Consider the following 19,148-nt stretch of genomic DNA (forward strand, 5'->3'; position numbering starts at 1 on the left):
GCTTCGTTATGGATGTGAGGTTTAGCAACAGCCTCTGAGGGAGGCGCCGTTCATCGATCTGCAGGTACGAAAACGCCACGGCGGCGGCCGAAGGACCTCGCCGGCAGAACGACGGGGCTGGTTCCGCGGCATGGAGCCGGCCCCGCCTCGCCGGAGAGCAGGTCCTTCGGTCGCGCGCAGGCGGTTGTGTGGAATCGGGTTACGCGTGGTGCGCTCCCTCAGGAAGTCACCGCTTCGTTGCGAGCTTGTTGCGAGCTTGAAGGTTTGGCAACACCCTCTCAGGAAGTCATCGTTTCCTTGTGAGTTTGGGGGGGGCAGCAACCCTCTCAGGAAGTCAGGCTCTCGTGTGACTATCGGTGGTTGGGGGGGCAGGCGCTCTTGCGTGACGTTCAGCGGCTGGCAATATCCTCTCGGGATTATGCCCGCTGCGGATCTGATTCGGTGATCGCCGGGTTGCGGACGCGCAGGTGCTTGGGGCGCCGCATGCAGCCGGGCCGCCGAGTCCGCGAAGGCGGACTTTGCGATTTTCCCGCGGCGAATTCATTCGCTCCAGCGGACGGCACGTTGCCGGGATCGGAATCGCAACGAGCACAATCCCGGCTTTCCACAATCCTCCGACGAACCCTCTCCCGCTCGACTGCCGTGAACCACTCCATCTGCGTCACCTGCGGCACGCAGTTCTCCGCCTCCGACGATCCGCCGGCCGCGTGCCCCATCTGCGAGGACGAGCGGCAGTACGTGCCGGGGGCGCAGCGCTGGACCACGCTGCAGGCCATGCGGCGCACGCACCGCAACGTCGTCCAGCGCATCGAGCCGCACCTGTACGGAATTGGCACGGAGCCGCGCTTCGCCATCGGCCAGCGGGCGCTGCTGGTGCGCACCCCCGGGGGCAACGTGCTGTGGGACTGCATCGCCCTGCTGGACGACGGCACCGCGGACGTGGTGCGCGCGCTGGGCGGCCTGCGCGCCATCGCCATCTCGCACCCCCACTACTACACCACCATGGTGGAGTGGGCGCACGAATTCGGCTGCCCCGTGCTGCTGCACGAGGCGGATCGGGAGTGGGTGATGCGCCCGGACCCGTCCATCCGGTTCTGGAGCGGCGAGACGCGGGGGCTGGACGACGTGGGGATCGATGGGCTTGCGCTGGTGCGCTGCGGCGGGCACTTCGCGGGCGGCACGGTGCTCCACTGGCCGGCGGGCGCGGACGGGCACGGCGCGCTGCTCACGGGCGACATCATCCAGGTGGTCCCGGACCGGCGATACGTGAGCTTCATGCGCAGCTATCCCAACCTGGTTCCGCTGGACGCCGCGTCCGTCACGCGCATCGTCGCCGCCGTGGAGCCGTTGGCGTACGACCGCGTCTACGGCGCCTGGTGGGACCTGCACGTGGAGGAGGATGCAAAGGCCGCCGTGGCGCGTTCCGCCTCGCGCTACCTGGCCGCCATCGCCGGCCCGCCCGCGTGACCGACCGCGACGCGCTGGACCTGCTGCGTGCGGCCGTCCCCGTGGCGGACGCCGAGGTGTGGGCGGACCTGGGGGCGGGGAGCGGCGTCTTTACCCGCGCGTTGGCCACGCTGGTGGGCCCCGCCGGCCACGTCTTCGCGGTGGATGAGGACGATCGCGCGCTCGCCGCCGTCCGCGCGTGGGCCGCGTCGCTCGCCGCGGGGCCGCACATTGACATCCTCCGCGCAGACGTGACCGGTCCGCTCGCCTTGCCGCCGCTGGACGGGATCGTGATGGCCAACGTGCTGCATTTCGTCGCGGATGCGGAGTCCGTGCTGCCGCGCATCGTCTCGCTGCTGCGCCCCGGCGGCCGGTTCGTGCTGATGGAGTACGAGGGGCGACGCCCCGGCCCGTGGACGCCGTATCCCGTCTCCGCCGCGCGCTTCCGCGACCTTGCCGCGTCCGCCGGCCTGGACACGCCCCACGTGGCCGCCGCGCGCCCCTCCCGCTACGGCGGCCAGATCTACGCCGCCGTCGCCACCCGCGCACCGTAGCCCGCCCACATCGGCGCCGAGCCGCCACGGAGCGTTTCCAGCCGTGACCGAGTAGTACGTCGAGCGTCGTGGGTCCTTGAAAGATTGCCGATCGGTTTTGGCGCAGAAAACACCTGGGATGGTGTCGCTCTCTTTGCGCAGTTACATTCTGCCAGGTCCCTCGTGCCACCGGGGGAGGGTGCGCGATGTCGGCATCTCCGGTATACGATCCGGAGCAGGCCGGGGTGATGGGATGTCCTCCCGGCGGTGGTGGCGGAACGGGAAGTGGGGAGGGCGGCGGGGGCGGTGCGGGCACTGGAACCATTGCCCCACCCGCCGCGACGCCTTTCGACGCGGGGCCCTTTCTGTGGGCTGCGTGTGTGCTGGGGATTGTCGGAGGAACGTTCTCCGTAGAGGTCGTCGGCGACAAGTTCGTGGCGTGGTACGACGCCCACCAGGCACTCGTCCCTGCCAGGCGCGCACTGAATGCAACCCTCCAGCTGCGGCGGAGCGGCTACTGGATCAATCCCGATGCGGTTGCACTCCTGGAGCTGCGCGTCGAGATTGCCACGGAGCGACGGGACGATGCGGTCGGCGCAGTGGAGGAGGCGACGGGCGTGAGCATCCTGACTCTGATCGGAGCTGGGCTTGCCTGCGGAGCCGCCGCGGCCGCCCCGACGCCGTGAGAAGCGCGATGACCCGCGGCAATGCCATCCCGCCCACCCGCTTCGGCGCCGCGTACCGCGTACTTCTCATCGTCGGCGGATTGTGCGCCGTCGTCGGGATCGCGGACGCCGGCAGGGCGCTGTTCTGGCTGGTCCTGAACGGAACGACAGGCTCGCCGTCGCCGCTGATGGACGTCGTGAACGTGGGGCTGCGAGCGGCCGCATGGGGCTTCGTGGCGGTCGCCGCCTGCACCGGCTGGCGCCGGGACGCGTTCCCGGCCACGTGGATTCTGGTCGGTATCACCATTCTTGCCTGGGCACTGCTGCTGGCGCAGCGATATACCTGACCCGATTGGAACACCGTGGATTCACCCTTCCGGGAGCGGCGTCCGACGCCGGCCTCCCCTGGCGGAGCACGGTTGCCCGCCCCCGGTTTTCCTCGTCGCTCGTCGCCTTCCTCAGCGCCCCTGCCTCTCATCCCTCCGTGCGTCGCCCTGCGCATCCGTAAAACCAGAACGGCCAAAGTGCGTATCTGGCGGAAAATGCTTCTTGCGAACGAGTTATGGCGGACGCATCGTGTGGCGCTTGGCGAACAACGGCGCCGCGGCGGGGGTAGCATGCGCCCGGACCACCCGGGAAAGCAGGATATGACGATGTCAGGATGGAAGAAGGCCGCGCGGATGCTCGCCGTTCTGCTGGCCTCGGCACCCGCGGCGGCGGGCGCGCAGCAGCACACGGACGCCGACGCCCGGTTCATGCAGGGGATGATCGTCCACCACGCGCAGGCGCTGGAGATGACGGCCCTGGTGCCCGACCGCGCCAGCAGCGAGGGCGTGCGGCTGATGGCCGAGCGCATCAACGTCTCGCAGCAGGACGAGATCGCCCTGATGCGCCGCTGGCTGCGCGCCCGCGGTGCCGACACGGTGGCGCTGGGCGGCCACGACGCGCACCACGGCCACCACGCCCCCGCCGCGGCCGATTCGGCCGGCGCGGGGCACGCGGGGATGCCGGGGATGGCCACGCCGGAGGAGATGGCGCGGCTGGCGTCGCTGGCGGGCGCGGAGTTCGACCGGCTGTTCCTGGAGCTGATGATTCGCCACCACGAGGGCGCGCTGGTGATGGTGGCGGAGCTGTTCGGAACGCAGGGCGCGGGACAGGCGTCGTCGGTCTACCAGATCGCGTCGGAGGTGGACGCCGACCAGCGGATGGAGATCGAACGCATGCGCAGGATGCTCGCGGGATCCCTTTCCGGGCCCGCGTCTCAGTAACGCGCTTTCGCCAATGGAAGCGCGGGCAGGATCACATTCAGCGGAAAACAGGATGAATACGGAAACGAGGGCTGGACGGCCGCGTGACCGATGGACGGCGGGGCGGGGCGTGATCCTTGGCGCGGCGCTGCTGGCCGCGGCGGCGCCGGCGGGCGCGCAGGACGCCCGCGACCCGCGCATCGGGCTGCGGGCGGGGTGGTCCGACGCGGGCGTGGCGGTGCGGGGGATGGAGCTGGTGTCGCACACCGACCGGCCGGAGGGCTTCTTCAACCCGGCGGAGCAGGGCGACTTCGACTTCGCCAACACCGACATGGCGTTCAGCGGCAGCCGCCTGTTCGTGGGGAGCTACAACGGGTTCCAGGTGTGGGACATCAGCAACCCGGCCCGCCCGCGCCTTACCAGCTCGCTGGTGTGCCCCGGCGGCCAGGGCGACGTGTCGGTGCACGGCAACCTGCTGTTCATGTCGGTGGAAGAAACCCGCGGCCGCACCGACTGCGGCACGCAGGGCGTGCGCGACACGGTGAGCTCGGACCGCTTTCGCGGCGTGCGCATCTTCGACATCAGCAACGTGAACCGCCCCCGGCAGGTGGCGGCGGTGCAGACCTGCCGCGGCAGCCACACCCACACGCTGGTCCCCGACGCGCGCGACGCCGGCAAGGTGTACGTGTACGTGCAGGGCACCAGCGGCGTGCGCCCCGCGGCGGAGCTGTCCGGGTGCTCGGCGCGCAACTCCACCGAGGACCCCAACACCTCGTACTTCCGCATCGAGGTCATCGAGGTGCCGCTGGCCCGGCCGCAGGACGCGCGGATCGTGAACACGCCGCGCATCTTCGCCAACGCGCAGACGGGCGCCATCAACGGCCTCAACCAGGGCGGCCGGCAGACCGCGGACGCGCAGCAGACGGCGCAGACCAACCAGTGCCACGACATCACCGCCTACCCCGCCATCGGCCTGGCGGCGGGGGCGTGCGCGGGGAACGGGATCCTGCTCGACATCCGCAACCCGGCCAACCCGGTGCGCGTGGACGAGGTCATGGACCCCAACTTCGCCTACTGGCACTCGGCCACATTCAACAACGACGGCAGCAAGGTGCTGTTCACCGACGAGTGGGGCGGCGGCAGCGCCCCCCGCTGCCGCGCGACCGACCGCCCCACCTGGGGCGCGGACGCCATCTTTACCCTGAGCGGGCACGAGCTGCGGCACGCGGGCTACTTCAAGATGCCGGCGGCGCAGACGGCGCAGGAGAACTGCGTGGCGCACAACGGCACGCTGGTGCCGGTGCCCGGGCGCGACATCATGGTGCAGTCGTGGTACCAGGGCGGCATCTCGGTGTTCGACTTTACCGACCCCGCCAACCCGGTGGAGATCGCCTTCTTCGACCGCGGCCCGTACAGCGCCACGGAGTCGATCCTGGGCGGCTTCTGGTCGTCGTACTGGTACAACGGCCGCATCTACGGCACCGAGATCGGCCGCGGGCTCGACGTGTTCCGCCTGCTGCCCAGCGAGCACCTGTCGCAGAACGAGATCGACGCGGCCAACCTGGTGCGCGTGCGCGAGCTGAACCCGCAGAACCAGCAGCGCATCGTGTGGCCGGCGCACTTCTCGGTGGCCAAGGCGTACGCGGACCAGCTGGCCCGCGGCGGCGGGCTGCCCGGCACGCGCACCGTGCGCCTGCAGCGCGACATCGAGGCGGCCGAGCGCATGCGCGGCGCCGCCCGCCGTGCCGCCCTCACCCGCCTCGCCACGCAGCTGGACGGCGAGGCGGCGGGCGCGCGCGACGGGGCCAGGGTCCGCGCGCTGGCCGGCGTGCTCCGGGATCTCGCCCGCTGACCCTTCCCGGGGCTCGCACGGAGAGCCACTGAAGGGGATTGGCTCACCCAGAGGCCGCAGAGGCCACAGAGGACCGGATTTCCTCTGTGGCCTCTGTCTCCTCTGAGTGAGCCGATCTTTTTTGGGGCGGGGGCAGCGAAATCGGGCGATTTGCATTATCTTACGGGATGATCTCCGTATCCAACCTTTCGAAAGAGTTCGGCGACCGCGTGCTGTTCGCGGATGCCGCCTTCCAGCTGAACCCGGGCGAGCGCTACGGCATCGTGGGCGCCAACGGGTCCGGCAAGACCACCCTGCTCAACATCCTCAGCGGCGACACCGAGCCCTCGAAGGGCGTCGTCTCCATCCCCAAGTCGTTACGGCTGGGGGTGCTGCGCCAGGACCAGTTCCTGTACGAGGAGCAGGAGGTGCTGCAGGTGGCGCTGATGGGCCACGGCGAGCTGTGGGACGCCATGGTGGCCAAGGAGGCGCTGCTGGCCCGCGCCCACGAGCACTTCGACGCCGACCGCTTCAACGTGCTCGAAGAAACGGTGCAGCGGCTGGACGGCTACACCGCCGAGGCCCGCGCCGCCACCATCCTGGAGGGGCTGGGCCTTCCGGCCGAGGTGCACCGGCAGCCGCTGTCGACGCTCTCCGGCGGCTTCAAGCTGCGCGTCCTTCTCGCGCAGGTGCTGGCCGGCGCGCCCGACGTGCTGCTGCTGGACGAGCCGACGAACCACCTGGACATCCTTTCCATCCGCTGGCTCGAGAAGTTTTTGCAGGACTTCGCGGGCCCGGTCGCCGTCGTCTCGCACGACCACCGCTTCCTGGACAACATCTCCACGGGCATCCTGGACGTGGACTACCAGACGGTGACGCTGTACTACGGCAACTACACCGACTTCCTCGAGCAGAAGGTGGAGAACCGCGAGCGCAAGGAAAAGGAGATCGAGGGGCGGCAGAAGGAGATCGCGCACCACCAGAAGTTCGTCGACAAGTTCAAGGCCAAGGCGAGCAAGGCCCGGCAGGCGCAGAGCAAGGTCAAGATGATCGAGCGCAAGGTGGAAGAGATGGAAGAGCTTCCCGGCAGCTCGCGCCGCTACCCCAAGTTCAAGTTTGCCCAGAAGCGCCCCAGCGGTAAGGAGGTGCTCAAGGTCTCCGGCGTCCGCAAGGCGTTCGGCGACAAGGAGGTGCTTCCCGGGGTGACCCTGCAGGTGAACCGCGGGGACCGCCTGGTCATCATGGGGCCCAACGGCATCGGCAAGAGCACGCTGCTCAAGATCCTGGTGGGCGACCTGCCGGCCGACCAGGGCGGGGTGGAGTGGGGATACGAGGCCAAGCCCGGCTACTTTGCGCAGGACCACCACGAGCAGCTGGACGGCAACGACCGCACGGCCGAGCAGTGGCTGTGGGACTTTTGCCCCGGCGCCAACCGCGGCTTCGTGCGCGGGCACCTGGGGATGATGCTGTTCTCCGGCAGCGACGGCGAAAAGCGCCTATCCGCCCTGTCCGGCGGCGAGGCGGCGCGGCTGGTGTTCAGCCGGCTGGCGCTGGAGCAGCCCAACGTGCTGGTGCTCGACGAGCCCACCAACCACCTGGACCTGGAGAGCATCGAGGCGCTGGTGGCCGGGCTGCAGAACTACGACGGCACGCTGATCCTGGTGTCGCACGACCGCTGGTTCGTGGGGCAGCTGGCCACGCGCATCGTGGAGATCAGCCCCGCCGGCATCCGCGACTTCCTTGGCAGCTACGAGGAGTACGTGCACGCCTGCGGCGACGACCACCTCGACGCCGACACCGTGGTCCTCAAGGCCAAGCGCGAAGACAAGAAGCTCCGCAAGAAAGAGCTGGTGGGATAGCGGCATCCGCTGGAAGCACGCCTCATCGAAAACGGAGGCGCGGAGAGAAACTTTCTCCGCGCTTCCGCGTTTTCTTTGCCGCGTTCTGGCGGATGAAAACATGGGCCTCACACGGAGTCAACGGAGTTAACGGAGTTCGGGCTCCTTCGGCTCCGCTGGGTTTGTGGGACCGTCTGGGGATCGAATGAAAGGGCCCATTCCTGTCGCCGTGCTCTTGCGCCGGGCGGGGCGGGGCGGGCAGAATCCGAACGGACAATGAACCCCTGGGAATGATGGCGACGAAGACGCCGTTCGGGCGGATGTTTGCCTGGCTGCAGGAGGAGGTGCCCGCGACGCTGCTGGAGGCGTACCGGCGGGCCAGCCTGCCCGTGTACGAGGTGATGGACGCGGCCGAGGCGCGGCGGCTGGAGTGCGCCACCGAAGGGCTGAACCCGTGGACGGTGCCGCCGGCCGTCCGCGCGGAGTTCCTGTGCGCATGGAACGCCTTCGTGCTGCAGACGCTGGGCAACGAGATCATCGACGCCGACTACAAGGCCAGCCCGGCCACGGTGGGGTTCGTTCCGTCGCTCACCGCCCAGCAGGTGCTCGCCTTCTACTCGCAGGTGGAAGAGTGGCTTACCCGCGCCCGGCAGGCGCACGCCAACCCCGACTTCCGGCTGGACGTACAGGTGCCGGCCAGCCTGCCGGGGTGGAAGACCAGCACCCTGGAGCCTTGGTCCCCCGCGCTGGTGGACGGGCTTCTGCGTGCCATGAACTCCGTGGGAGACCACGCCGCCGCCGCCATGGCGTTTCTTCCCGACGCCGCCGCGGAGCCAGCGCGGCAGGCGCAGCTCAACAAGATTCGCCAGATCCATGCATCGGCGGAGAGCAAGGCGCGGTATGCGTCGGACCTGCACGGCAACAGGTCCTCGCGCGAGGTGCACTCCAGGGTGCAGCCGTACATACGGGAGGCCATCGAGCTCCTCTACCAGCTGGGGCAGCTGATCTCCGACCCGTCGCTGGTGCCCGGCCCGGCGCCATCCCTGCCTCCCGCGCCGCTCCCGGATGAGGCCAGGCCTTCCACCGCCGCCACGCGCCCGCCAAAGGCCGGCTCGCCGTCCGCGCCCGCCAGGCCCGGGGAGCCGGGGTTCGACCTGTGGTGCCTTACCGATCCAGAGGCACGAGACCAGCTGCGGAATGACCCCCAGGCAGTGCGTGCGTTGCGGAAGATGTGGGACGACGACCCGGATCCCCAGGAAACGCTGGCGCTTTACGCCGAGATCCAGTCGGCCATGAAGCGAGGAAAGATCGCGTACGCCTACGACGGCAACCAGCGGCTGGGCTACTTTCACTGTTGTCCCTGGAGTTCCATCTACGTCGTCAGCCATCCCGTGACGTTCAGCGGAAAGCGGCTGAAGCCGATGCAGCGCTTTGTGTACGACGTGGGGGCGCGGAAGGGTCCGCACTCGTTCCGACGCCATGTCCTCACCGGAAACTTCCGGGAGACGGGGGCTCTGGGGTACGGGCCGCACCCGGGAAAGGCGCCGTTGAGATGACGCGAAGGCAACTGGATCGTCTATCCGGTGCTGGGCGCGCCCCGCGGAAAGCCCTGGCATGATCCTGGCTGCCTTAACGGGGAAGCGCTGGAAACGCAATCGGTTGCAACACGGGAGAAGGTGCGGATGCGGAACAGATGGTTGATGGCGGCGGTCCTGCTTGCGGCCGCGCCGGGGGCGCTGCACGCCCAGCCGGCGCGGCACACGGCGCCGCGCGACACGGGGCTCATCCTGGGGTCCATCGAGGCCGCGATCACGCAGCCGCTGCGGCGCATCGAGAACATGGCGCTGATCGTGGACCTGTCGGACCGGCGGCTGTACGTGACCAGCGGCGACCGCGTGGTCAAGACGTACATGGTGTCGGTGGGCGAAGAGGCGTACGGAACGCCGTCCGGGCAGTTCCGCATTCAGCGGATGATCTGGAACCCCGGATGGCGTCCGCCCCCGTCGGCGTGGGCGCGCGACAAGAAGCCCGAGGCGCCGGGCTCCCCGGGGAACCCCATGGGGCGGGTGAAGATGTTCTTTCGCGACCCCGACTACTACATCCACGGCACGGGCCTTACCAGCTCGCTGGGGAACGCGCGGTCGCACGGGTGCATCCGCATGCGCAACATCGACGCGGTGGAGCTTGCGCGCATCCTGATGATGAACGGCGGCGCCGACCGTCCCGGCGAGTGGTACCAGGAAACCCTCGCCAACGCCACCACCTCGCGCGAGGTCACCCTTCCGCGGCCGGTCACGGTGCGCGTCCGGGCGTAGCGGGCCTCACGCGGAGGAAAAGAGAGAGGGCGCGGATGAAGCCATCATCCGCGTCCTCTTTTTTCATCCCGAATCACTGAATCCCAAAAGGTTGGGGTACAGAGGAACCGAGGAACAGAGGGAGATGGTGTTTCTCTGTCTGCTCTGTTTCTCTGTACCCAATGGTTTTTTCCCTCACTCCGGGCGCAGGCGGCGGCTCTGGGGATAGGGAAAGAAGTCGGGAATCTCGCCGGTCTGCTGGCGGCGCTGGATGCCGCTCCAGAAATCCACCGTCAGCAGGTCGCCGTGCTCGCGAAGAAAGACCTCGCGCAGCGGGCCGGCGGGGACCAGGAACGGGAGCCACTGCTCCGGGAAGACGTCCTTTTCATCCACCGAAAAGAAGGGCTCGGCGCTCATCTCCTCGTCGTCGTTGCGCGCCTTGGGCAGGGCGCGAAAGCGGACGTCGCTCAGCAGCGCCAGCTCGTCGTAGTCGTAAAAGATCACCCGCCCGTGGCGCGACACGCCGAAGTTCTTCAGCAGCAGGTCGCCGGGAAAGATGCTGGCGCAGGCCAGGTCGCGGATGGAGTTGCCGTACTCGATGACCGCCGCCTCGGCCGCCTCGGCCGGGGCCTCGCGCAGGTACAGGTCCAGCGGGCGCAGGCGGCGCTCGGTGTACAGGTGGCGGATGACGATGCGGTCGCCGTCCTCGACAACGCTGGAGCGCGCCTGCGTCAGCAGCTCGTCCAGCAGGTCGGGATCGAAGCGGTCGCGGGGAAACCGCAGGTGCTCGAACTCCTGCGCGTCCGCCAGCCGCCCCACGCGGTCGCGCGCAAAGACCAGGCGGTACTTTTCCATCACCGTGTCGCGGTCGCCGTCCTTGGGCGCGCCAAAGCGGTCGCGGATCACCTTGAAGACCACGTTGTAGCCGGGAAGGGTGAAGACGATCATCACCAGCCCCCGGATCCCCTCCGCCCGCACGAAGCGCGCGTCCGGCGCCGCCAGCAGGCCGGTGAGCTCGCGGTACAGCTCGGTCTTGCCGTGCCGGTTGTGGCCAATGGCGGTGTACAGCTCGTGCACGGGCTTGGCCGGCATCAGCGTGCGCAGAAAGGCCACGGTGTCGCGCGGACGGGCCGTGTCGGCGTGAAAGTACGACCGCGCAAAGCTGAACACGCGGTGCACCTCGTCCGGGTCCGTCAGCACGGCGTCCGGCCGCACCCCCTCCGGCGGATGCATCAGCGGCACGACGAGCGGCCGCACGTCGCCTTCCGCAAGCCGCGCCCGCGCCACGACGTACGCGGCCTTGTTGCGGTAGAACAGGAAGGGCAGGGTCTCCGCCGCGCGTACCCCCTCCGCCTCCGCCCCCAGCTGCTCGCGCGCGGCCCCGGCGCAGCGCTCCGCATCCGCCCCCAATTCGGCGAATGCGTCCTCCATCCCCGTTGCGCGGAAGAGGGATGCGAAGAGCGCGGCGTTCAGCCCCTCCGCGCTGATCACGCGGTGCAGCGGTCCGTCGCGGCCCTCGCGGCGCGGGTCGATGGCCTCGGCGGTGAACTCCGTGCGCGCGTCCACCCCGTGCGTCCCCAGCACCCGCCGCACGACGGAGTTGAAGAAGGTTCCCGCCACCTCCGCGTCCCCGCGCCCCAGCACCAGCCGCTGAAAGCGCGTCTTGAACTCCGCGTCGTCCTCCCCTTCCGGCCGCCGCAGCCGTCCGCGCAGGTCCTCGACGGCGCGATCCACCGCCGCGGCGTAGAGCGTCAGCCGCTCCGCCGCGTCGCGCTGTCCATCCGCCCACTCGCGCCGCAGAAAGCGCCCGCCCGCGCGCCGCGTCACCGCCAGGAAGGCGTCCAGGTAGGCGACGTACGCGTCCAGGATCGCCTGCGCGGGATCGGCGGAGGCGCCGGGCGGCGGTGGATCGGCGTCACGGGACGGTTCTGCGGCGGCGGTCTGCATCGGGCACGGGCAATGGGGATGGATGATGATGATCTGCCGGGGCCAAAGCAGGATCGGCGCCATACCGGATGAGGGAATGACGGAAGGCGCGGCTGGCCGAACCGGCAGTCGACGGAGTTCCGCCACGCCCACCCTATTCCGAAGCTGCCTCCAGGGCCGCCTGTCCGCGAAGGCGGACGTCGTGTGCTTGTTGCAGCGAATTCATTCGCCCTTGCGGCCCCGAGGCGCTTCTTTCGTAACACCCATCGATTTCTCATCATCCGGGCATCGCGGGGCGGGGAAGGGGCAGGTTAGAATGTGCGGCGAACCGAACCGCCCGCATCCCGATCATGACCCGGAAAGACGCGCTTGAGCTCGCACATCGAACCGCTCCCGGCACCGCACGAACCGCTCGCCGCATCCGCCCCCGCCGCGCCGCGTGCCGGCGGGGCGCTGCTGGCCGCGTACACGGCGGCGGTGTTCCTGAGCGCGTTTCTGCTGTTCCTGGTACAGCCGCTGTTCGGCAAGATGGTGCTGCCGCTGCTGGGCGGCTCGCCGGCGGTATGGAACACCTGCATGCTTTTTTTCCAGGCGGCGCTGCTGGGCGGCTACCTGTACGCCCACCTCACCTCGTCGCGGCTGACGGTGCGGCGGCAGGCGGCGGTGCACCTGGCCCTGTTGGCGCTGGCGGCGCTGGCGCTGCCGGTGGGGCTGCGCGGCGCGGCGCCGGAGGGGGGCGCGGCGCCCATCCCCTGGCTGCTGGGGCTGATGGCGGTGACGGTGGGCGCACCCTTCCTGGTGCTGAGCGGCACCGGGCCCATCCTGCAGCGCTGGTTTTCGCGCAGCGGCCACGCGCACGCGGCGGATCCGTATCCCCTGTACGCCGCCAGCAACCTGGGAAGCGCGCTGGCGCTGATCGCCTATCCGCTGCTGATGGAGCCGCGGATGCGCCTGGGCCACCAGAGCGGCGCCTGGACCGCCGGCTACGCCGCGCTGGCCCTGCTGATCGCGGGGTGCGCGGCGCTGGTGTGGCGCACGCGCGGCGCGTCCGCGCCGGCACGGGCGGAGGCGGCGGACGGCGTGGGGGAAGACGCCGAGGTGACGCGGATCACCCTCCGCGAGCGGCTGGTGTGGACGGGGCTGGCGTTCGTCCCCAGCAGCCTGCTGCTGGGGGTGACGACGTTTTTGACCACGGACCTGAGTCCTGCGCCGCTGCTGTGGGTGCTGCCGCTGACGCTGTACCTGCTGACCTTTACGCTGGTGTTCGCGCGGCGGCCGCCCATCCCCCACGCCTGGATCGTCTCCGTGCACCCCAGCGCCATCGCGGTGGCGGTGCTGCTGCTGGCGGCGGGGTACGTGGAGAACCCCGCCGTGGCCGTGCCGCTGCACCTGCTGTCGCTGTTCCTGATCGCCATGACCGCGCACGGCGAGCTGGCGCGGCGCCGGCCGCACGTGCGGCACCTGACGGAGTTCTACCTGTGGATCTCCGTGGGCGGCGTGCTGGGCGGCGTGTTCAACGCGCTGGTGGCGCCCGTGGTGTTCTCGCAGATCTGGGAGTATCCCCTGGTGCTGGTGCTGGCCTGCCTGGCCCGGCCGTGGCCCGAGGAGCGGCAGGGGTGGAAGGCGCACCTGAACTTTGGGCTGCGGGCGGCGGCGTGCGGCTGGGGGCTGCTGTACCTGGCCGATACTCCGGACTTGGCGCCCGTGGCGTTCCTGGGGCTGGCCGCGGTGCTGCTGGCCCTGCTGAGCGTGGGGATGGGGCGGGCGCCGCTGTGGCTGGCGGCGTGCATCGGCGCGGTGCTGCTGTGGCGGTCGGTCGAGGTGGCGCGCGAGCCCGGCGTGCTGCTGGCGGAGCGCACCTTCTTTGGGCGCTACAAGGTGGTGGCGCACGAGGGAAGCGGGGGATTTCACGTGCTGCGGCACGGATCCACGCTGCACGGCGCGCAGAGCCTGGAGCCGTGGCGCCGCCGCGAGCCGCTGACGTACTACGTGATGCACGGCCCGCTGGGCAAGGTGTTCGCCGCCACCATCGACCGCGCGGGGCGGCGGCGGGTGGCCGTGGTGGGGCTGGGGACGGGGACCACCGCCGCCTACGCGCGCCGCGGCGAAGACTGGACCTTCTACGAGATCGACCCGGGGATCGAGCGGATCGCGCGCGACACGGCGTACTTCACCTTTCTCTCCGACTCGCCGGCGCGCACGCGGGTGGTGCTGGGCGACGCGCGGCTGTCGCTGGCGCGCGAGACCGACCGCCAGTACGACATCATCCTGCTGGACGCGTTCAGCAGCGACGCCATTCCCGTGCACCTGATGACGCGCGAGGCGCTGGATACCTACCTGGCGCGCCTGGCGCCCCGCGGGCTCATCGTGTTTCACGTGAGCAACCGCTACCTGGACCTGGAGCCGGTGGTGGCCGCGCTGGCAAGGGACCGCGGGCTGGTGGCGCGCGCCGGCGTGGGCCCCCGCGACCGGCGCACGTACGAAAGCACCAGCACCTGGATCGCCCTCGCCCGCACCGAGGCGGACCTGGGGCCGCTGGTGGCCGACGCCTACTGGTGGCGCCCCCGCCCGCGCGAAGAGGTAAAGCCCTGGACCGACGACTACTCCAGCCTGCTGACCGTGTTCGACTGGTAGGCTTCGCGGAGCGTCCGCCGCGTGCCGGGAACACGAAAGCCCCATCCGCTGCGGCGCGGGTGGGGCTTCTGGTCAGATCCGCCGCCTGGAGCGTGTCCCCTCCTCCTGGCGGGGTGCTCAGACTCTGATCATTCACACAGGCGTCTGACTTCCTGAGGGAGCGCACTACGTGTAATCAGAAGCTACACCGTCACCTGCGCGCAGCCGAAGGACCTGCTCCCGGCTTCCGGGGGACTGGCTCCCAGGCGTAGAGCCAGCCCCTCGGTTCTGCCGGCGAGATCCTTCGGCCGCGCGCCAGAGCACATCGTACGTGAAGGTGCGGTGCGGCGCCTCCCTCAGAGGGTGTTCAAGAATCCCTGCGCTCGCGCCCGTATGTCATTTCGAAGGAGGCGCCACACCGCACCATCGGCTCGCACGAAATCCGGCGCGCCAACTGAGAAATCTACTGTCTGCTGCTGGTGCCCCGCCGCACCGCTCCGGCACTGGCCCCGTCCGCCCGTGTCGTAGCCGCAAGGTAAGGACGGGCTACCGCGTCTGCCCTCCAGCAAACCGACAGGGGATTCCTCGGCCCTGCAACCTCTGGTGTGAAAGCAGGCTACGGCGTGGCCGGGCCTCGGAATGACAGCGCTGGTAGATCTGCCTGGATGCGCAGCGTCGAATTCTTGAACACGCTCCGAGGCCGCCTCCCCGCCGGATCGTGAGCGTCCCCGCGTCGCGGCGACGCTTCGCCGGGCGGTGCAGCGCCAAGCCCGGACCGGATCTCCGGGACCGCACGGATGGATGAACCCGGGGACAGGCCACGCCGACGCGCGGTGGGTCGTGCACCGGGGCCACGATCAGCTTATGTTTGTGTCGTGAAGTGGGGGACTATAACCCGGCCCGGGACGGACGTCAACCATCGGTGCCTCGCTCCGATCCGGAGAGCGGGGCCGCCCACGACGCGTCCCGCACCGGAACGTCCGCGCTCCGGGCATGGGTGTCCGGAGGCGCGAGGGGGGGATGGCCTTCGGCCGCCATCCGCCTTCTCCGCGGGCACGCCGCCCTTCGTGCGGCGGCCGCCGTGAGCCGGCGAAAGCACGACGAGCGCCGTCCGGACCTCGGACCGGAACCCGGTTCCGTAGCCGCGGCGCCGCCGCGCCGCGCACGGAACCTGCCTCCCCCGCGGAGCCGTTCCGCGAGGCGCGTCAAGCCGGGCGTTCGCGGATGCCCGACGGCGGATCCATCCGCCTCGCGGCCGGCCCGTCGGACCCGTTCGCTCCGGGTGCGGGGTTCGCCTGGATGCGCGGGTCCGCGCCCCGCGGGAAATCCCCCCGCGCGTGAACCACCCCGCGCGGCCGCGCCGGCGTTCTTTCGCCGCGTCCGCCATCCATCCAACCGCCCCTCGCCGGCACCAGCCAAAATGGTTTACGCACCGCGACCCGAAGCGAGCGCCCCGTACGCGCGTCTCAAGACAGAGATGCGCGAGCTGGCTGTCCTGGGCTCCATCCATCTCACCCTGACGTGGGACCAGGAGGTGATGATGCCGCCCGCCGCCGCCGGGCTGCGGAGCGAGCAGGCGGCGATCCTGTCGACGGTACTGCACGAGCGGCGCACCTCGGCGCACGTGGGCGAGCTGATCGCCGCCTGCGAGGCCGACGCGGAGGTGATGGCGGACCCGGACGCCGCCGCCAACCTGCGCACCCTGCGCCGCGACTTCGACCGCGCGGCGCGGCTGCCCATGGAGCTGGTGCGCGAGACCGCGGCGGTGAGCACGCTGGCCATGCACCGCTGGCGCGCGGCGCGCGAGGCCGATGACTTTCCCGCGTTCGCGCCCTGGCTGGAGCGGCTGGTCCGGCTCAACCGTGACACGGCCGACGCGCGAGGCGTTCCCGAGGGCGGCGAGGCGTACGATGCGCTGCTGGAGAACCTGGAGCCGGGAATGCGCGCGGCGGAGCTGGATCGCGTGTTCGGCGAGCTGCGGACCGGGCTGGTGCCGCTGATCCGCGAGCTGCGCGAGAACGGCACCGGGCCGGACACGGGATGGATGCGCATTCCGCTGGCGACGGAGGCGCAGGTGGCGTTCAACCGCGGTGTGGTGGAGCGGATGGGCTTCGACTTCGACGGCGGACGCCTGGACGCATCCACCCATCCCTTCTGCGTGGGCGCGGGGCCGGGTGACACCCGGTTGACCGCGCGCTACGATGGCGGGCTGCTGCTGAGCGCGCTGCACGGTGCCATGCACGAGACGGGACACGGGCTCTACGAGCAGGGGCTGCCCAAGGCCGGGCGCTTTGGCCTGCCGCTGGCGCAGGCGGCCAGCCGGGCCATCCACGAGAGCCAGGCGCGGATGTGGGAGAACTTCGTGGGCCGCGGCCGGCCGTTCTGGGAGTGGGCACTCCCCGAGCTGCAGCGACAGGTATCCAACCCCGCCGTCGCGCGGCTGGACGTGGACACCGTCTTTCGCGGGCTGAACGAGGTGGAGCCCAGCCTGATCCGCGTCTCGAGCGACGAGGCCACGTACAACCTGCACATCATGCTGCGCTTCGACCTGGAGCGGGCGATGCTGCGCGGCGACCTGCCGGTGGCGGAGCTGCCGGGTGCGTGGAACGACCGGATGCGCTCCGACCTGGGGCTGGAGGTCCCCACCGACCGTGAGGGTGTGCTGCAGGACATCCACTGGTCCATGGGCGCCATCGGCTCCTTTCCCACCTACACGCTGGGGAACCTGTACGCGGCGCAGCTGTGGGACGCGCTCGGTGCCGAGCTGCCGGACCTGGACGACCAGCTGCGCCGGGGCGAGTTCGGCGGGGTGCTGGGGTGGCTGCGGACGAACGTGCACGCCCACGGCCGCCGCTACACCGCCCCCGAGCTCTGCGAGCGCGCCACCGGCCGGCCGCTGGGCCACGAGCCCCTGCTGCGGTACCTGGAGGGGAAGCTGCGGCCGGTCTACGGGCTGTAGTCCGGGGTGATGCGCATCCTCCGCCGTCGCCACCTGCGGACGCGCACCGCCCGGGCCCCGTCGTAAGAGGCCCGGGCGGCGGATCGGCTGCGCCCGCGCCGCTACGGGACGAAGCGGATGTGGTCCACGTGGAAGGTGGGCTGCGCGGCGCCCGTGCCGTCCGTGATGGCCAGCCGCGCGATGGGGTTGGTGGTCACCCCGAACACCGACAGCGGGATGGTGACCTTGCGCCAGGCGCCGGCCGCCACCGATCCACCCTCGATGTAGTTCGTCACCCGCACCCTGGTGGCCAGCCAGCCGCCCGGCTCGCCGATCTGCACCCGCAGGTCCTGCCCGCCGGCCGTGCCGCCGTGGACGTAGAGCTCCAGCTTCGTGAGCCCGGTGGGGCCCACCCCGCTGCCGTGGCGCAGGTAGATGCCGCCCCACGCGGCCGTGTACGTGGCCGAGACCGCCTTGCTCCCCAGGTGCACGGGCGAGGTGCTGGCGAAGTTCAGCGTGACGTCCCACGACTGGCTGGCCCACCCCGGGACCAGCGCGTCGTCGTACACCACCCGGGTGTAGTCGTACGGCGGGACGGGAGAGTTCATGGCGGTGTGGATCGCCTCCAGCAGGCTGATGGCGGCGAGGGTGGTGTCCTGCGTGAGCTCCCAGATCCCCACCCCGCTGCCCCGCTGCAGGCTCAGGGTGGTCTTCTTCTTCATCGTCTCCAGGCCGTTGTAGTGAAAGCCGCCGCTGAGGTCGGCGTACGGGGCCTGCGCGTCGTCGCGGACGATGGTGCGGTACGCCTTGTACCCGCTCCCCGAGTCGCGCCCGTAGAAGGGCACGCCCAGCACGGCCTTGGAGGCCGGCAGCCCCCGGCCCAGCCAGTAGTCCAGCGAGGCGTCGGCGTACGCGTAGGTGGAGTGCGGGGTGCCGCCGTCGTAGGCCATGAGCACCATGAAGTCCACGTAGCCGAACACCTGCGAAAGGATGCCGTTGCCGTAGTAGCCGCCGGCCGCCACGGCCGCGGTGAGCAGCTTGCCCTGGGCGTCCAGCGCCGTGTTCAGCTCGCTCATCATCGTGGCATAGCTGGTGGCCTCGGCGGTGCCGGCGTCGGGGTACTCCCAGTCGATGTCCACGCCGTCGAGCCCGTAGTTGCCCACGAAGGCGACCACGTTGCTCACGAACGCCGCCCGGGCGGTGCTGCTGGCGGACATCTGCACGAAGCCGGAGTCGTCGCCGCCGCTCCATCCGCCGATGGAGATGAGCACCTTGACCCCGGCGGCGTGCGCCTTCTGCACCAGGCTGGTGAGGCGCGCGTCGCCGCTCATCGGCAGCCCGGCAAGGCCTCCGCTGGGGGTGGGGTCGATGAAGGCGTAGTTGATGTGCGTCAGCCTGGCGTAGCGGATGGAGTCCAGCGACCCCGCGTACCACGTGGGCAGGTAGGCGACGACCCGGGAGGTGGTGGCGTTCATGGCCGGGGCGGGCTGCACCCGCGGCCCCGCCTCGCGCGCGGACGGGCCCGTGGGCTCGTCCGCGCACGCGGCGAGGGTGGCGAAAAGCGCCGCGACAAAGAATGGCCCGCTGCTCCGCATATGACCTCCAGCATGCAAAGAGTACCCGCCGCCGCGGACGCATCCTGCCGTCCGGGCGTGGGGGCGCGCTGGGCAACATCCGTGCTGGAAGAATGATCCTAAATCAAGCCATGGCAATCGCTTACACAAAGGTTCCACACCTCGCGCGAGAAGGGGGACGGCGGAGGCGTAGGCCCGCTCCCGGGGAAAACGTGCGGGGGGAGCGCCGCCCGGACCCGCCGC

At 70.3% G+C, this 19,148-nt stretch carries 13 protein-coding genes; 11 read left to right on the forward strand and 2 right to left on the reverse strand.

Annotated elements, in window-relative coordinates; all coding sequences use genetic code 11:
• The first annotated feature begins 642 nt into the window (after nt 1-642).
• The 9 genes from VGC13_RS03160 to VGC13_RS03200 all read left to right on the forward strand — a co-directional run bounded on the left by VGC13_RS03160 (nt 643) and on the right by VGC13_RS03200 (nt 9,875).
• Nucleotides 643-1,467, forward strand: coding sequence for a hypothetical protein (locus VGC13_RS03160; protein WP_331123751.1), 825 nt, complete (start codon nt 643-645; stop codon nt 1,465-1,467).
• Entirely contained in the window at nt 1,464-2,000 is a 537-nt protein-coding gene (locus VGC13_RS03165) for a class I SAM-dependent methyltransferase (RefSeq protein ID WP_331123752.1), read from the forward strand. The genes VGC13_RS03160 and VGC13_RS03165 overlap by 4 nt, the downstream gene beginning before the upstream one ends.
• Before the next feature lie 359 nt (nt 2,001-2,359).
• Nucleotides 2,360-2,665: a hypothetical protein gene (locus VGC13_RS03170; RefSeq protein ID WP_331123753.1), complete on the forward strand. Its 306-nt coding sequence runs from the start codon at nt 2,360-2,362 to the stop codon at nt 2,663-2,665.
• 8 nt (nt 2,666-2,673) lie between these two features.
• Nucleotides 2,674-2,991 (forward strand): hypothetical protein, encoded by a 318-nt coding sequence (locus VGC13_RS03175; RefSeq protein WP_331123754.1) that lies wholly within the window; start codon nt 2,674-2,676, stop codon nt 2,989-2,991.
• 300 nt (nt 2,992-3,291) lie between these two features.
• Complete coding sequence (locus VGC13_RS03180) at nt 3,292-3,912, forward strand: DUF305 domain-containing protein (protein ID WP_331123755.1); 621 nt, start codon at nt 3,292-3,294, stop codon at nt 3,910-3,912.
• A gap of 52 nt (nt 3,913-3,964) precedes the next feature.
• On the forward strand, nt 3,965-5,743 hold the full coding sequence (locus tag VGC13_RS03185; protein ID WP_331123756.1) for a hypothetical protein: 1,779 nt from the start codon (nt 3,965-3,967) through the stop codon (nt 5,741-5,743).
• Between the two features lie 167 nt (nt 5,744-5,910).
• Nucleotides 5,911-7,581, forward strand: coding sequence for a ribosomal protection-like ABC-F family protein (abc-f, locus tag VGC13_RS03190; protein WP_331123757.1), 1,671 nt, complete (start codon nt 5,911-5,913; stop codon nt 7,579-7,581).
• Between the two features lie 272 nt (nt 7,582-7,853).
• The gene (locus tag VGC13_RS03195) at nt 7,854-9,116 is read left to right on the forward strand and encodes a hypothetical protein (RefSeq protein ID WP_331123758.1); all 1,263 of its coding nucleotides are present in this window, start codon (nt 7,854-7,856) and stop codon (nt 9,114-9,116) included.
• Between the two features lie 144 nt (nt 9,117-9,260).
• Nucleotides 9,261-9,875 (forward strand): L,D-transpeptidase family protein, encoded by a 615-nt coding sequence (locus VGC13_RS03200; RefSeq protein WP_331123759.1) that lies wholly within the window; start codon nt 9,261-9,263, stop codon nt 9,873-9,875.
• A gap of 174 nt (nt 9,876-10,049) precedes the next feature.
• Here the strand turns inward: VGC13_RS03200 and aceK are convergent, their stop codons facing one another.
• Complete coding sequence (gene aceK / locus VGC13_RS03205) at nt 10,050-11,801, reverse strand: bifunctional isocitrate dehydrogenase kinase/phosphatase (RefSeq protein ID WP_331123760.1); 1,752 nt, start codon at nt 11,799-11,801, stop codon at nt 10,050-10,052.
• 348 nt (nt 11,802-12,149) lie between these two features.
• On the opposite strand from aceK, the gene VGC13_RS03210 reads away from it, so the two are divergent.
• Together VGC13_RS03210 and VGC13_RS03215 are read left to right on the forward strand one after the other, a co-directional pair.
• Nucleotides 12,150-14,414, forward strand: a complete 2,265-nt coding sequence (locus tag VGC13_RS03210; protein ID WP_331123761.1) for a fused MFS/spermidine synthase — start codon at nt 12,150-12,152, stop codon at nt 14,412-14,414.
• A 1,456-nt stretch (nt 14,415-15,870) separates the two neighbouring features.
• Entirely contained in the window at nt 15,871-17,352 is a 1,482-nt protein-coding gene (locus VGC13_RS03215; RefSeq protein WP_331123762.1) for a carboxypeptidase M32, read from the forward strand.
• A 101-nt stretch (nt 17,353-17,453) separates the two neighbouring features.
• On the opposite strand, the gene VGC13_RS03220 is transcribed toward VGC13_RS03215, so the two are convergent.
• A complete protein-coding gene (locus VGC13_RS03220; protein WP_331123763.1) occupies nt 17,454-18,926 on the reverse strand; it encodes a glycosyl hydrolase family 18 protein in 1,473 nt (490 codons plus the stop codon).
• Nucleotides 18,927-19,148 lie beyond the last annotated feature (222 nt).

The organism is Longimicrobium sp. (genome assembly GCF_036399255.1).
In the GTDB taxonomy this organism is placed as follows: Bacteria; Gemmatimonadota; Gemmatimonadetes; order Longimicrobiales; family Longimicrobiaceae; genus Longimicrobium.